The sequence below is a fragment of the Nocardioides sp. QY071 genome, assembly GCF_029961765.1.
Taxonomy (GTDB): Bacteria; Actinomycetota; Actinomycetes; order Propionibacteriales; family Nocardioidaceae; genus Nocardioides.
This window is the reverse complement of record NZ_CP124681.1, coordinates 1,234,993-1,249,972: the sequence shown is the minus strand read 5'-3', so window position 1 is coordinate 1,249,972 and position 14,980 is coordinate 1,234,993. Positions and strand designations below refer to the sequence as shown.

The following is a 14,980-nucleotide window of genomic DNA, read 5'->3' as shown; positions in this document are numbered from 1 at the left end:
GGTGGGCACCGCGCAGGACAGGGAGGAGGCTGGTCATGCCTCCATAGTGGAGTAAGTCGATAGACTTTTCAAGTCGGACTACGAAACCCTAGGAGTCGTAGGGTTCCGGCGTGTCCCGCGCTCCGGCAGCTGCCGCTCCGTCCTGGCTGGCCGGCGCTCACGCCGCGCTGGTCCACAGGGTCCCCTCGGCGAGCGCGACCGTGGTGGCCGTGTGGGCCGGGCTGTGCGCCGTCGCCGCCCTGATCCCCTCGCTGCGCCACGGGTTGCGGGAGCCGTTGACCGCCGTCAGCGAGAACGTGCTGCTGATCCTGCCCAACCTCGCCTATGCCACCTTCCTCGCGCTGCTCGCCGGCGCGCTCAGCACCGGCAAGCGCGCCGGCTGGCGGATCCTGGTCGGCGTCCTCGTCATCAACCTCATCGATGCCCTGGGTGAGTTCACCGCCCGCCCCCGCAGCAATGTCGCGGTCGCGGTCGCCACCCTGCTCCTCGTCGTGGTGCTGCTCGCCCGGACCGGCTTCAACACCCGGGTCAGGTCGCGGTCGATGCTCAAGGCGATCGCCGTCCTGGTGCCCTGCCTGATGCTGAGCATCGGCCTCGGCTTCCTTCTCCTCCATCTCTTCCACGGCACGCTGCCGGCCGACCAACGGCTGCTCTGGTCGCTCAACCGGGCCACCGGTGGCGTGATCGGCCCGCGTGCCTTCGACGGCCGACCCGACGATTGGGTCAGCGACCTGATCGGGTTCCTCGGCGGGGTCTCGCTGCTCGGGTCGTTCGCCGTCGTCTTCCAGTCCCAGGCGTTGCGCGCGACCCTGACCGATTCCGAGGAGCGCGCGGTTCGCTCCCTGCTCGACGAGTACGGGCGCCACGACTCGCTCGGCTACTTCGCCAGCCGGCGCGACAAGGCAGCCGTCTTCTCCGAGGACGGCCGGGCCGTCGTACTTCACCGCGTCGAGGTCGGCGTGTGCCTGGCCAGCGGCGACCCGATCGGCGACATGGGGTCGTGGCCCGACGCCATCGCCCGCTGGCAGCGGCTCGCCCGCGAACACGGGTGGTCGCCTGCGGTGCTCGGGGCCAGCGAACGCGCCGCCCACCACTACGAGCGCGCCGGCCTGACCGCCCTGCAGCTGGGCGACGAGGCCATCATCGAGGTCGCCGACTTCAACCAGCGCCGCCCACGGCTGCCCGCGATCCAGCGCGCCGTACGACGCGCCCGGCGCCACGGCGTGACCGTGCGGATCCGGCGCCACCACCAGGTGCCGCCCGAGGAGATGGATCAGGTACGCCGTCTCGCCGACGCCTGGCGCGGCGACGAGCCCGAGCGCGGCTTCTCGATGGCGCTCGGGCGGCTCGGCGACCCGGCCGACGGCGACTGCCTGCTCGCCGAGGCCCTCGCTCCCGACGGCTCGGTGCTCGCTCTGCTGTCCTTCGTGCCGTGGGGCACCTCGGGCATCTCCCTCGACCTGATGCGTCGCGACCCGGCCGGGCCCAACGGCGTGATCGAGTTCCTGGTGAGCGCCATCGCCGAGCACGGCTCGGAGCACCGGGTGGCCCGGATCTCCCTGAACTTCGCCGTCCTGCGCTCCGTCTTCGAGGAGGGCGGGCGGATCGGCGCGGGCCCGCTGCTGCGCGGCTGGCGGCGGGTGCTGCTCGTGCTGTCGCGCTGGTGGCAGCTCGAGGCGCTCTATCGCTCGAACGTGAAGTACGAGCCCGCGTGGTTCCCCCGGTTCCTCTGCTACGACGACGCGCGGATGATCCCTCGCGTCGGAGTCGCGGCGGGCATAGCCGAGGGCTTCATCGACATCCCGGAGCGGATCCGGACCCGGCGGCCGCTCGAGCCCGAGCACCTGTCGGCCGACCGCGCCGACGAGATCGTGGCCGCGGTGAAGGCGCACCAGGAGCTGCGGGCCCGCGGCCGGCGCCGTCCCGAGCAGGTCCGGATCCGCCTGGAGCGGATGTCGGCCATGGCCGCGGCCGGCCGCTCCCCCTATCCCGCGGCCGGGGTGCGGCCGACCTCGACCGCGGCCGCGCTCGCGGCCGACGACGGCTCAGCGGTGAGCGTTGCCGGCCGTTTGGTCGCGATCCGCGACCACGGCGGCGTCGTGTTCGTGGAGCTGCGCGACTGGCACGGCTGCGTGCAGTGCGTCCTGCAGGCCGACTCCCTCGCACCGGACATCGAGGTCTTCGTCGGCGACTGCGACCTCGGCGACCTCGTCGAGCTGCACGGCACCGTCGGCACCAGTCGCAGTGGCGAGCGGTCGGTGCTCGCCACGTCTTGGCGGATGCTCGCGAAGTGTCTCCACCCGCTGCCCGGACATGTGAACGGCCCGATGGCGCCGGAGTACCGGGTCCGCCAGCGCCACCTCGACCTCGCCATGAACGACGGCGCCCGCGAGCACCTGCGCCGCCGGGCCCAGGTGCTGCGCGGGATCCGCGAGACCCTGCACGAGCAGGACTACCTCGAGGTCGAGACGCCAGTGCTCCACACCGTCCACGGCGGCGCCAACGCCCGACCGTTCGCCACCTACAGCAACGCCTACGACCTCCCCCTGTCCCTGCGGATCGCGCCCGAGCTCTATCTCAAGCGGCTGTGCGTCGGCGGCGTCGAGCGGGTCTACGAGATGGGCCGGGTGTTCCGCAACGAGGGCGCCGACCGCACCCACAACCCCGAGTTCACCGCGCTCGAGGCGTACGACGCCCACGGCGACTACACGACGATGCGGGACCTGTGCCAGCAGCTCGTGACCGCCGCCGCCACGGCCGTGCACGGCCGACCAGTCCTCGTGCACCGCGACGCCGACGGTCGGGAGCAGGAACTCGTCATCGACGGCACCTGGACGGTCCGAACGGTGCACGACGCGGTGTCGGAGGCGCTCGGCGAAGCGGTGGACTGGGCGACCCCGGCGGACGAGCTCCGGGAGCTGGCCGCGGCCCACGACGTGGCGGGGGCCGAGCTGAGCGCGGACCAGATCGTGCTCGAGCTCTACGAGGCCCTCGTCGAGCCGGCGACCGTGGCGCCGACGTTCTACACCGACTTCCCGACCTCGGTGTGCCCGCTGACCCGGGCGCGCGACGACAACCCGGCCCTCGCGGAGCGCTGGGATCTGGTGGTCCTCGGGATGGAGCTGGCCACGGCGTACAGCGAGCTGACCGACCCGGTCGAGCAGCGCCGCCGCCTCGAGCAGCAGTCGCTGCTCGCGGCCGGCGGCGACCCGGAGGCGATGGTCGCCGACGAGCTGTTCCTCCAGTCGCTGGAGGTCGGGATGCCACCGACCGGCGGCCTCGGCATGGGCATCGACCGGCTGCTCATGCTGCTCTCCGGCGACCCGATCCGCACCACCGTCACCTTCCCCCTGGTCCGCCCGGACGCCGAGGAGACCGCGTGGTGACCACACGGTTGCGCACCCTGGCGGTCGTGCTGCTGGTGGTCGGCGGGCTCGGGTACGCCGACTGGGTGCTCCAGCTCGTCGTGCCCGTCGATGCCGACCTGCGTACCAGCTTCATCAGCGAGCTCTCCGCGGTCGGCCAGCCGTACCACCAGGTGTTCCGGATCGCCGACATCGTCGCCGGGGTCGCGCTCGGCGCGGGAGCGGCGCTGTCGTGGGCCCTCACCCGGCGCACCGCCGCGGTCTGGGCGCCGCTCCTGGTGCTCGCGGTGTGCGCGGTCGTCGAGGCGGCGGTGCCGCTGTCGACGTCGTACACCTTCGGCTCGGCGCTTCCCGACCCCGGCACCTCGGCGTGGTGGGCCAAGGTGAGCGAGCCGCACGGCGTCTCCAGCTTCCTGGAGACGCTCGCCTTCCTGCTCGTGCTGCTCACCTGCAGCCTTGCGCTACGACGCGACGGCGCGGACCGGCGTCGGCTCACGCTGCTCGCCGTCGGACTCGGCGCCGCGCTCTGCGGCGCCATCGACGCCGTGCTGACCGCGACCCTGCTGCTCAACGGCAGCGCAGCCCTCCTCGGCCTGGTCCAGCGGCTGGGCGTGACCCTCACCGCGGTGTGGCTGGCCGCGGCGCCGACCTGGCTGCTGCTCCTGCCGGATCAGGGCAGCCGGGCCAGCAGGTCCGCGACCTCGACGCGACGTCCGGTGTAGAACGGCACCTCCTCGCGCACGTGGCGGCGCGTCTCCGAGCCGCGCAGGTGCCGCATCAGGTCGACGATCCGGGTGAGGTCGTCGGCCTCGAAGGCGAGGATCCACTCGTAGTCGCCGAGCGCGAAGCTCGGGACCGTGTTGGCCCGCACGTCCGGGTAGCCGCGGGCCATCTGGCCGTGCTCGGCGAGCAGCCGGCGGCGCTCGGCGTCCTCGAGGAGGTACCACTCGTAGGAGCGGACGAAGGGGTAGACGGCGGCGTACGCGTGGGCGCGCTCGTCGGCGAGGAACGCCGGCAGGTGGCTGCGGTTGAACTCCGCCGGGCGGTGCAGCGCCATCTGCGACCAGACCGGCGCGAGCCGCGACCCGAAGGCGGTACGGCGCAGCCGGTGGTAGGCATCCTGCAGCCGGTCGCTGTCGGCGGCGTGCCACCAGATCATCAGGTCGGCGTCGGCGCGCAGCCCCGCGACGTCGTACAGGCCGCGGACCACGACATCCTCGGCCGCGAGGTCCGCGAGGAACGCCTCGAGCTCGGCGGTCTCGTTCTTCCGGACGACGTCGTCGGCGCCGAGCGTCCGCTCGAGCCGGAACACCGACCACATGGTGAAGCGGACGGTGTCGTTGAGCTCGTTGATCTTCGCGGCGTTGGTCTTGATGTGCGCCTGGGGGTCCTGGTCCGACATGCCCCCATTCTGCCGGGGCCTCAGTCGCGGCCGTAGCCCGCCTCCCGTGCCTTGACGATGGCGTCGGCGCGCCCCGTCGCGTGCAGCTTGGCGTAGATGGCCGACACCGTGTTGCGCACGGTCTTGTTGGAGACGTAGAGGGCGGCCGCGATCTCGTCGTTGGAGCGGCCCGCGGCGATCCGCTGGAGCACGTCGCGCTCGCGGTCGCTGAGCTCTGGGAACGGCTCGTCCTCGACCTGCTGGGCCGGCCGCGCGCCGGCGAAGAAGCCGGCGACCTTGGCCGCGAGGCTCGCGCCGAACACCATCCCGCCGGCGGCGGCCGAGCGGATGGCGTGCTGCACCTCGTCGGCGCCGGCGCCCTTGAGCAGGTAGCCGCAGGCACCCGCCCGGATCGCGCTGAGCACCGTGTCGTCGTCCTCGTTCATGGTCAGCATGACCACGCGCAGCGCGGGATTGCGGCCGGTGAGGAACCGGGTCGCCTCGATGCCGTCGAGATGCGGCATCTGGATGTCCATGACCACCAGGTCGGGCGCGTTGTCCTCGACGACGTGCAGCGCCTCGCGGCCGTCGGATGCGGAGCCGACGACCTCGATGCCGTCGAGCGCGCCGAGCAGCGAGGTGAGTCCGTCGCGGACGATCTGGTGGTCGTCGACGACGACCACCCTGATCGGGCTGGCCGAGCCGGTCATGCGGGGCTCCTCAGGGGAAGTCGGGCCCGGACGACGGTGCCGCCGCCGGGAGGGCTGGAGATGGTGGTGGTGCCGCCGAGCTCGGCGGCACGCTCGCGCAGGCTGGCGAGCCCGACGCCGGCCGCCCGGTCGACCGGGATGCCGCGTCCGTCGTCGACGACCTCGAGCACGAGGGTGTCGTCGGCGGTCTCGAGGAGCAGCCGGGCACCGTTCGCGTCGGCGTGGCGGGCGACGTTGGTGAGCGCCTCCCCCGCGATCCGGTACGCCGCGACCTCGACCGCCGCCGGGAGCCGGAGGTCCTCAGGTGCCGTCACGTCGAGGGGTACGGCGAGGTGCTCGGCCTGTTGGCGCAGGGCGCCGACCAGCCCGCGGTCGTCGAGGGCGGGCGGACGCAGGTCGTGCACGAGGCGGCGCACGTCGGCGACGACCTCCTGCACCTGGGAGCTGACCGTCTCGAGCTGGGTGCGGGCCAGCGCCGGGTCGCGCTCGACGGTCATCCGGGCGGCCTCGAGCTGGAAGACGATGCCGCTCAGCGCGGGACCGAAGCCGTCGTGCAGGTCGCGGCGGATCCGGCGCCGCTCCTCCTCGCGGGCGGTGACCAGCCGCTCCCGGCTGTGCTGGACCTCCTCGGCGAGCTGGCTGGTGCGGGCGGCGGTGGCGGCCTGCCGGACCAGGTCGCCGAGCAGCTCCTCGTCACGCACGCTGAGCCGGCTGCGCAGGCCCTTCGCCGGCAGGACCAGACGGCCGATGGTCGTCTCCCGCCAGGTGATCGGGAGGGTGCGGACCTCGGCCGGGCGCTCGCCGAAGGTCGTCACGAGCCGCTCCCCGTGACCGCGGTCGACCTCCACGCTGACGAACGGGACCGCGAAGGCGGAGGCCACCGCGCGCGCGACGGCGGCGAGCTGCTCGACGGTGTCGTCGGTGTTCTCCAGCGTCGAGGCGAGGCCGGCCACGGCGTCGTACCGGTTGCCGCGCTCGCCGAGCATCACCCGTCGTACGCCGGCGGAGAGCCGCTGGCGCAGCGGGCCGTAGAGGACGACGCAGACGACGAGCACCACCCCGACCACCTGGGCCCGGGTGAGCTCGTCGTCGAGGAGCAGCGTGAACAGCCCCAGCACCAGCGCGTCGGCGGCGACGAGCACGGCGAACACGGCGGCCAGCACCGAGGTGCGGGCGAGCAGGTCCTGGATCGACACGAGCGTCGGACGGACGATCGCGATCGTCATCGCCATCGGCGGCACGACCGAGGCCACGATGGCGCCGATGAAGTCGCCCTCGGGCACCGAGAAGGCCAGGGTCCCGACGCTGACGGCGACGACCACGACGACGCTCCACAGCAGCCAGCGCATCCGGTCGCGGTCCAGGCCGGCGGAGCGGCGGTAGCGCACCACCACGGTGAGCAGCGCGAAGAAGAAGCCGGTGACGCCGAGCGCGAGGCCGATCGTCGCGACCTGGTCGCCGTGACCGGAGAGAGCGGTGATCGAGGTCGGGTCCTCGTCGACGCCGGCCGGCAGGCCGGGGATCGCGCGGTCGCCCTCGGCCGGGATGACGAGGAAGCACAGGCCGCTGACCGCCATCGCGACCGTGGCGACCCAGGACGCCGTGCCCCAACGGCCGGGCAGGAAGCGCCCGGTCGGGAAGATCATGACCAGCACCGCGGTCACCGAGGTCAGGTAGGACCCGAAGCGGTTGAGGAACCACAGCGCGAAGGTCATCCCCGGCCAGGCGCCGGTCTCCCGCAGGCCGGACAGGATGTAGCTCTGCGACAGCCCGTCGAGCGCCCAGAAGAGGCCGGAGCCCGCGAGCACCCAGCCGACCCGCTGCCGCGGCTCGCGCACCAGGATGACGGAGGCGAGCACCCCGAGCAATGCACCGATCAGCGTCCACGGCCACCCCGGGCCGCCGGCGACGTCGTACCCGGGGCCTGAGGTCGGCGCGCCCATGTCGAGCCAGGAGGCGATCGGCACCATCGCGACGCAGAGGACGGGTACGACGAGCGCCGCGACGGCCCGCGGGCCGCGCGGGCGGGTCTCGGCCGGATCCTGCACCGGCACATTGTGCAGCCGGTCCGCACCCCCACGGTGCGGACCGGCCGAATTGGTGTGCTTCACGAGCGACCGCGGAACGCCTTGTCCCCGGCGAGGAAGCCGAGCGCGATGACGAGCAGGCCGATCGGACCGGTCATGCCCGCCATGTACTGCAGCGGGGAGATGCCGAGCAGCAGGGTCAGGCCGCCGCCGACCAGGCCGACGAGGCCGATCCACTTCGGTACGCCGCCGTGGCGGGCCACGCCGAACAGGGTGATGCCGGACAGGCCGAGCAGGCCCCAGCACCACGGGATGGTGCCGATCCAGTGGTTGAACATCGCGGCGTCCTCGGGGACGACGATGTCGGGGTCGCCGGCGGCGAAGATGAACTCGGTGTCGAGGCCGGAGCCCAGGATGAGCACGACCGCCGTGATCAGCACCCCCGAGAACGCGACCAGCGGGAGCACGCTGTCGGCCGGGCTGGTCGCCTTGAGCCGGCGGTACAGGCCCGCAGCGAACGGGATCATCAGGACGGCGGCGATCATCGCGCAGACATGGAACGCGAGCATCTGCGGAACCATGTCGCCGAGCGCCTCGGAGATGGCCTCGGCGTCGCCGGCGTTCTTCTCGTCGTAGACGGCGTTCACCATCGAGGACGAGACGATCACGCCGAGGCCGGCGAGGCCGGCACCGAGACCCGCCAGGGCCCAGCGGGTCGGGGGCCGCGCGGCCGGCTGGTCCTGCGGCGCGGGGTGGTCGAGTGCGGTCGGGGGAACGTGGGTCTGAGCTGTCATGGCAGGACCGTCGCGGGCCCGGTGTCCCGCGGGACAGGGACAACGGGGCAGACCTGGTGGGTCAGGCGAGCAGGCCGGCGACCGCACGCTGGGCCGAGCCGATGGTGGCCGGGATCCCGACGCCGTCGTACGCCGCCCCGCACAGAGCGAGCCCGGGGACCTCGGCGACGGCGGCGCGGATGCGGGCGACCCGGTCGGCGTGGCCGACCCAGTACTGCGGCAGCCCGCCGCCCCAGCGCTGCACGACCGCGTCGACGGGGGTCGCGGTGAGACCGGTGGCTGTCTCGAGGTCGGCGAGCGAGGCGCGGACCAGCCCCTCGTCGGGGACCTGGAGAGTGCTCTCCTCGCCGAACCGGCCGAGCGAGGTGCGCAGGACCAGCAGGCCCTCCCCCGCGTCGCGCACCCAGTCCCACTTGGCGAAGGAGAAGGTCGACGCCTTCACCCGGCGGCCGTCGACGGGCGGGACCAGGAAGCCGGACGCGCCGGTGTCGAGCGCGTCGGCGACACCGGGGTCGTCGCCGCGGAAGGCGAAGGTGACCAGGGCGACGCTCGCGTAGGCGATCTCCTCGAGCTCGGTCGCAGCGCCGGGGGCGAGGTCGGCGAGCAGGCGGGCGGTCGGCGCCGCGGGCGTGGCGAGCACGAGCAGGCCGGCGGCCTCGTCACCGGTGGAGGTGGTGACCACGAAGCCGGTGGGGGTACGGCGGATCGCGGTCACCGGGGTGTCGTAGCGGACCTCGGCGTTCGGCCGGTCGTGGAGATCCGCCTCGAGCGCCGCGGGCAGGCGCCACATCCCACCGTCGACGCTCGCGAACACCGGGAGCGCGTCGGTGGGCGGCGCCGGGGCGGTGACCTCGTCGCGGGCGAGCAGGTCGAGGAGCTGGGGTGCCGCGGAGCGGGCGGAGATGCGGCGCGCCTGGCCGGCGTACACCCCGCCGAGCAAGGGCTCGACGAGCCGGTCGACCACCTCGTCGCCGTACCGGTGGGCGACGAGGTCGCCCACCGAGACGTCGCCGTCGGGGTGCGGCACCGCCTGGTGCCGGGCGCGGTCGAGGCCGTCGGCGGACAGGATGCCGGTCGCGGCGAGGTCGTCGAGGTCGAGCGGCGCGCCCATCACGGTGCGCGGCAGGCGGCGCAGCGCGTCGCGGGTCCAGACCCGGGAGGTGGCCGCCGTGGGATGGGTGATCGGTAGGCCGAGCGCGGCCGCGAGCGCGGTGCCCTCGGGCCGGCGGTGGAGCATCGCCTCGGCGCCGACGTCGACCCTCACGCCGGCGACCTCACCGGCGCGCAGCTTGCCGCCCGGCCGGTCGGTCGCCTCGAGGACGAGCACGTCGTTGCCGGCCTCGGCGAGCGCGCGGGCCGAGGTCAGCCCGGCGATCCCGGCTCCCACCACGACTGCCTTCATGGCCGCATTGTCTCAGGCGGCGAAGTCGGCAGAGAGTGCCAGGGCCTGCTGGGCGTGGAGGCGGTACTCCGCCTGGGTGATGGGTCGGGTGCCGCCGCCGGTGACGAGGCGGTAGAGGCCGTGGGGTGTGCCCCAGATCCACTTGTCGGGGCCCAACTGCAGGACGGTGTAGCCGAGGTGGGTCTTCGCGCGGTGGTGGTGCCGGGTGAGCGGGGTGTCGTTGTGATCGCCGGTCTGGCCGGGTGGTCCGTGCTTGTCGTAGGCGACGGTGTGGTCGTGGTCCGGTGCCCGGCCGTTTCTGATGAAGAGGCCGGTGGCGTGGGGGAACAGGTCTCCGACGGTCCTCAGCTGGGTGCGCTGTTTGACGTCGGTGGGGTGCTCGTAGCCGTTGACCGACCGTCCGGTGTGCAGATCGATCACCGGTTGCACGCTGATCGCCGCGTGGCGACCCAGGAGGTCGCTCACCTGGGTGAGGAGCCGAGGGCCGAGGCCCTCGACCCGCGCAACGGGTCCGAGGGCGCCGGTGTCGGTCAGGGAGACGTGCACGACGACCTCCGCGGACCGGCGGGGGTCTCGTGACGGTTGCTGCGCAACCTCCTCGACCTCCGAGGTGCCCGGGGTGTCGTCGATGCCGTTCAGGAACGCGAGGACGGCGGCGGGGTCGGCGAGCATCGCGAACGCCTCGGCCCGCCAGTGGTCCATCGACAGTGGTTCGGCACTGTCGGGGACGTCGGCGTGCTCGGCGAGGGCGGCAGCGAGGTCGTCGACCGTGTGCTGGTGGGCGAGGGCGTCGGCCTCGTCGAGCCGTGCGAACACCGTTCCCACGCCGGCCGTGTTGTCGGCGTCGTCGACCTGGGACCCGGGACGCGCCTTGGGATACCAGACGCCCTTGTCCTGCTGGTTCTTCTCGACCCGGGTCTGGTGAGCAACGGGGTCGGCCTCGATCACCTTGGCCTCCGCGATGGCGAGGATCCGGCTGGGTGCCTGATCCAACGCGGCAGCGACGGCCTCATCCACGATCCTGATCTGGTGGCGGTCGAGGGTGCGGGACATCCGTGCGACCCGACGCACCACCCACGCCTCGCAGCGTCCCTCACGGACGCCGGCCCAGGTCTGCGGGAGGCGGTGGCGCAGGTCGAACGCGTCGGCCAGGGCGCCGCGGGTCGAGAGCACGTGCTCGTGGCGGGCGATCGCCATCTCGAACAGTGCGAGGTCGGCGACCTCCGGGGTCCCGTCCCCACCCAGGGTGATGAGCCGCGGTCCGCCGTACCGGACCGGGACGGCGCCGGGCTCGGCCTGCGGGTCACCGGAGTGCAGGTCGGCCCAGGCGAGCAGCAGCTCCAGCTTGTGGACCTCGAGAAGCCTGGCCTCCCGGACACTGTCCTCGGCCGCGTGGAGCAGCTGCTCCGGCGTGGCGTTGGAGAGGTCCGAGGTCATGTGCCGATTCTATCGCACATATGTTCGAATGGCGAGCCATGTTGTGGACTTTCCCCTTGTTTCTAGGGGTGTTTCGACCACGTGCGGACCGTCGCCCGACCGCCGAACCCAGCCACCTCCCGACCTTCGTCGTCGCCGCTTTCGGAACGCAACCACCTACGCACCCCGAGGCCCGCGGACAGTTCGCGCAATGGCCCCGGTGGTTTCGAGGCTCATCGCTGGCGCTCCTCGCACCTCAACCACCGGACAGGGAGATCAGGCCTGGGTCGCGACCCGGTCCTCCAGCAGCGACGCCGACACGTCGCCGGTGACGCCGCGGGAGGCCGCGGCCCGGCCGACGACGAAGACGTAGGCGAGGAAGACCACCTCGGCGAGCACGCCGATCGCGATCCGGGCCCACGTCGGCAGTGGCGAGGGCGTCACGAAGCCCTCGATGATGCCGCTGACGAACAGGCACACCGCCAGCCCGAGGGCGACGGTGACCGACGTACGCCCGGCCCGGGCGAGCGACTGCGCACGGGAGAGCTGCCCGGGCTCGACCCACGACCAGAACAGCCGCAGGCCCACGCCGCCCGCCACGAAGACACAGGTGAGCTCGAGCAGGCCGTGCGGGAGGATCAGCCCCCAGAACAGCTCGCCGCGGTCGTGGCGGATCATGATCGAGCCGACGATCGCAAGGTTCGCGACGTTCTGGAACAGCAGGTAGAGCACCGGCAGCCCGAGGATCCCGAGCGCGATGCACAGAGCGCTCACCCAAGCGTTGTTGACCCACACGTGGGTCGCGAACGCACCGGCCGCGTTCTCGCTGTAGTAGCTCTCGAAGTCGCTGTTGACCAGCTGGTCGACCTCCTGCGGCGAGAGCAGGTTCTGCTCCACCTGCGGGTGCTGGCCGAGCCAGATCATCATCACCGCGGTGACCACCACGTTGCCCGCCAGGCAGCCCAGCCACCACCAGCGCAGGTGGTAGAGCGCCGCCGGGAACCTCTCGGTGAAGAACCCCGCGAACCCCCGCCAGCTCGGCACCCGCGAGGCCAGCATCGGGATCCGCGCCCGCCCCAGCAGCGAGGACAGGTGGGCCACCAGCTCGCCGTCGGGCGCCGAGGTGCGTACGACGGACAGGTGGGTCGCGACCTGCTGGTAGCGATCCACCAGCTCGTCGGCCTCCGCGCCCGTGCGGTGGCGCTGGCGCACCAGCTGGTCCAGGCGCGTCCAGGACCCCGCGTGGGTGGCGACGTACGCGTCGAGGTCGATGCGGGGCATGGGGACAACCTAGGTGGTGATCGGCGGCCGACGGGTCGAACCACGTATATACTCGATGTATGTCCGTCATCACCCGACTCTTCCTCTCCAACCGGACCCAGGCCGTACGCCTCCCGAAGGCCGTCGCCTTCGACGAGTCCGTCTCCGAGGTCGAGATCGACGTGGTCGGCGACACTCGGGTGATCCGACCCGCAGGCTCCCGGGTCGACGCCTTCTGGGACAGCGAGCTGCGGATCAGCGACGACTTCGGTCGCGAGCAGCCGGCCGTCCCGCAGGAGCGGGTCTGGGCATGATCCCGCGCCATCGCCACCTGATCGACACCGATGTCGCCATCGAACTGCTGCGCAAGCGCGATCTCCCGCTGCGCGAGCGATGGAGGGCCGCAGGTCCGGCGGCTGCGTCCGCCGTCTCGTTGTTCGAGCTTCGCTTCGGCGCCGCCCGCAGCACCGAGGCGGCCCGCAACGCCCTAGCGGTCGACGAGCTCGCGGCGGCGGTCGACTTCCTCGAATTCGACGCCGACGCCGCCGCCCATGCCGGCGACATCCGTGCCGACCTCGCCCGACGCGGCACTCCGATCGGCGCCTACGACGTGATGATCGCCGGGCATGCCCGATCGCGGGGCCTGATCGTGGTGACCCGCAACGAGCGCGAGTTCCACCGCGTCGAAGGTCTGCGCGTCGAGCGATGGTGAGGAGGGCGTGTCCTAGGCTCTGTGCATGACGGCGTCCGACTTCGCCACCGTCACCGCCGACGACCTGGTCACCGGCGAGGGCGTGGCGCTCGACCTCCCGGCCGCGTCGCTCGGCCTGCGGATGGCGAGCGGGCTGATCGACGTGCTGGTGACGGTCGTGACCCTGATCCTGCTCTACATCCTGCTGCTGGTCGGTGCGTCGGTCGCCCACGACGAGGCGCTGCTCGGCGCGGGGATCGTGCTCACGTCGGTCGTCACGTTCCTGGTGATCCCGACAGCGCTGGAGACGCTGACCCGCGGCCGCTCCGTGGGCAAGCTGGCACTCGGGCTGCGCACGGTCCGCGACGACGGCGGGCCGATCAGCTTCCAGCACGCGCTGGTGCGCGCACTCATCGGGTTCGTCGAGATCTACGCGTTCTCCGGGGCTCCCGCTTTCTTCTCGATCATGCTCAGCACCCGTGGGAAGCGGCTGGGTGACTACGCCGCCGGCACGTACGTCGTGCGCGAGCGGGTCCCGCTGCGGCTCGCCCCACCGCCGCCGATGCCGCCGCAGCTCGCGGCCTGGGCCCGGAGGACGGATCTCGCGGCGCTGCCGACCGGGACCGCGCTGGCCGTGCGCCAGTTCCTCGGCCGGCTCCCCACGCTCGACCCGGTCTCCCGCGACCGCGTCGGGCGAGCACTGCTGGCCGACGTGTCGCCGTACGTCGCCCCTCCCCCGCCTCCCGGAGCACCGCCCGAGCTGGTGCTGATGGCGGTGGTTGCCGAGCGCCGCGAGCGTGACCTGGCCCGGCTGCGGCGCGACGACCGGCTGCGTCGGCGACTGCTGACCGAGGAGGGGTGACGCCGAGGTCCGCTGGGTAGGTTGGGCGGCATGACGCAGGTCAACGAGTCCCGCACCCGGCGTACTCCCGCCGACCCGAGCACCCCGCTCACGGTCGACGAGCTGGGCGCCGCGACCGAGGCGATCAGCAAGGTGTCCGACGCCTTCTCGAGCCGGGTCGTCGGCCAGCACCGGGTCCGTACGGCGCTCCTGGTCACCCTGCTCTCCGAGGGCCACGTGCTGCTCGAGAGCGTGCCCGGGCTGGCGAAGACGCTGGCCGCCTCGACGCTGGCCCAGGCGGTCAGCGCCCGGTTCGCCCGCATCCAGTGCACACCCGACCTGCTGCCCAGCGACATCATCGGCACGCAGGTCTACGACCCGCGCCGGCACGAGTTCGAGACCCAGCTCGGCCCGGTGCACGCCAACTTCGTGCTCCTCGACGAGATCAACCGGGCGAGCGCGAAGACGCAGTCGGCGCTGCTCGAGGCGATGCAGGAGCGGCAGACGTCGATCGCCGGGACCATCCACCCGCTGCCCGACCCGTTCATGGTGCTGGCCACGCAGAACCCGATCGAGGAGGAGGGCACCTACGTCCTCCCCCACGCCCAGATGGACCGGTTCCTGCTCAAGGAGATCGTCGACTACCCCACCGAGGACGACGAGCTGATGGTTCTCGAGCGGATCGACGACGGCACCCTGGGCCAGCACATGACCGACGTCGCCGCCGTGGTCACACCGCAGGAGGTCGCGCAGCTGCAGGAGCTGGTGCGACGGGTGTACGTCGACCCGGCGATCCGCCGCTACATCACCGCCGTGGTGCGGGCGACCCGCGACGTCACCGGCCTGCTCGGCCCCGAGCTCGGCAACTACGTCGAGATCGGTGCGAGCCCGCGCGGCTCGATCGCGTTCTTCCAGGCCGCGCGGGCGATGGCGGTCGTCCAGGGCCGCCACTACGTCATCCCCGAGGACGTCCGCGAGCTGCGCCACAGTGTGCTGCGCCACCGCCTCCACCTCAGCTTCGAGGCGCTCGCCGACCGGGTCCGCCCGGAGACGGTCATCGACGCCGTCTTCCGCGCGGTGCCGACCCCGTGAG

At 72.6% G+C, this 14,980-nt stretch carries 13 protein-coding genes; 6 read left to right on the top strand and 7 right to left on the bottom strand.

Going from position 1 to position 14,980, the window contains the following annotated elements:
* The first annotated feature begins 110 nt into the window (after positions 1-110).
* Positions 111-3,386, top strand: coding sequence for a bifunctional lysylphosphatidylglycerol synthetase/lysine--tRNA ligase LysX (gene lysX / locus QI633_RS05865; protein WP_222117899.1), 3,276 nt, complete (start codon positions 111-113; stop codon positions 3,384-3,386).
* Positions 3,383-4,087, top strand: coding sequence for a DUF998 domain-containing protein (locus tag QI633_RS05860; RefSeq protein WP_160158325.1), 705 nt, complete (start codon positions 3,383-3,385; stop codon positions 4,085-4,087). Before lysX ends, QI633_RS05860 begins: the two co-directional genes overlap by 4 nt.
* Here the strand turns inward: QI633_RS05860 and hemQ are convergent.
* The 7 genes from hemQ to QI633_RS05825 all read right to left on the bottom strand — a co-directional run bounded on the left by hemQ (position 4,036) and on the right by QI633_RS05825 (position 12,376).
* Complete coding sequence (hemQ, locus tag QI633_RS05855) at positions 4,036-4,767, bottom strand: hydrogen peroxide-dependent heme synthase (RefSeq protein ID WP_141799994.1); 732 nt, start codon at positions 4,765-4,767, stop codon at positions 4,036-4,038. The genes QI633_RS05860 and hemQ overlap by 52 nt on opposite strands.
* A 20-nt stretch (positions 4,768-4,787) precedes the next feature.
* Positions 4,788-5,456: a response regulator transcription factor gene (locus QI633_RS05850; protein ID WP_282428397.1), complete on the bottom strand. Its 669-nt coding sequence runs from the start codon at positions 5,454-5,456 to the stop codon at positions 4,788-4,790.
* Positions 5,453-7,504, bottom strand: a complete 2,052-nt coding sequence (locus QI633_RS05845) for a sensor histidine kinase (RefSeq protein ID WP_282428396.1) — start codon at positions 7,502-7,504, stop codon at positions 5,453-5,455. The genes QI633_RS05850 and QI633_RS05845 overlap by 4 nt, the downstream gene beginning before the upstream one ends.
* Positions 7,505-7,563: 59 nt before the next feature.
* Positions 7,564-8,277 carry a hypothetical protein gene (locus tag QI633_RS05840; protein WP_282428395.1) on the bottom strand — a complete coding sequence of 238 codons (714 nt, stop codon included), beginning with the start codon at positions 8,275-8,277 and terminating at the stop codon, positions 7,564-7,566.
* Between the two features lie 61 nt (positions 8,278-8,338).
* A complete protein-coding gene (locus tag QI633_RS05835; RefSeq protein WP_282428394.1) occupies positions 8,339-9,679 on the bottom strand; it encodes an FAD-dependent oxidoreductase in 1,341 nt (446 codons plus the stop codon).
* Between the two features lie 12 nt (positions 9,680-9,691).
* Positions 9,692-11,116 carry a DUF222 domain-containing protein gene (locus QI633_RS05830; protein WP_282428393.1) on the bottom strand — a complete coding sequence of 475 codons (1,425 nt, stop codon included), beginning with the start codon at positions 11,114-11,116 and terminating at the stop codon, positions 9,692-9,694.
* Between the two features lie 255 nt (positions 11,117-11,371).
* Complete coding sequence (locus QI633_RS05825) at positions 11,372-12,376, bottom strand: stage II sporulation protein M (protein ID WP_282428392.1); 1,005 nt, start codon at positions 12,374-12,376, stop codon at positions 11,372-11,374.
* A 59-nt stretch (positions 12,377-12,435) separates the two neighbouring features.
* Here QI633_RS05825 and vapB point away from each other — a divergent pair, with 59 nt between their 5' ends.
* Genes vapB through QI633_RS05805 form a run of 4 tightly spaced genes read left to right on the top strand, consistent with a single transcriptional unit; the run spans position 12,436 to position 14,979 of the window.
* Positions 12,436-12,669: a type II toxin-antitoxin system VapB family antitoxin gene (gene vapB / locus QI633_RS05820; protein WP_141800000.1), complete on the top strand. Its 234-nt coding sequence runs from the start codon at positions 12,436-12,438 to the stop codon at positions 12,667-12,669.
* Complete coding sequence (locus QI633_RS05815) at positions 12,666-13,067, top strand: PIN domain-containing protein (RefSeq protein WP_282428391.1); 402 nt, start codon at positions 12,666-12,668, stop codon at positions 13,065-13,067. Before vapB ends, QI633_RS05815 begins: the two co-directional genes overlap by 4 nt.
* Before the next feature lie 25 nt (positions 13,068-13,092).
* The gene (locus tag QI633_RS05810) at positions 13,093-13,908 is read left to right on the top strand and encodes an RDD family protein (protein ID WP_141800002.1); all 816 of its coding nucleotides are present in this window, start codon (positions 13,093-13,095) and stop codon (positions 13,906-13,908) included.
* Between the two features lie 30 nt (positions 13,909-13,938).
* Positions 13,939-14,979 (top strand): MoxR family ATPase, encoded by a 1,041-nt coding sequence (locus QI633_RS05805; protein WP_141800003.1) that lies wholly within the window; start codon positions 13,939-13,941, stop codon positions 14,977-14,979.
* The last annotated feature ends 1 nt before the right edge of the window (position 14,980 follow it).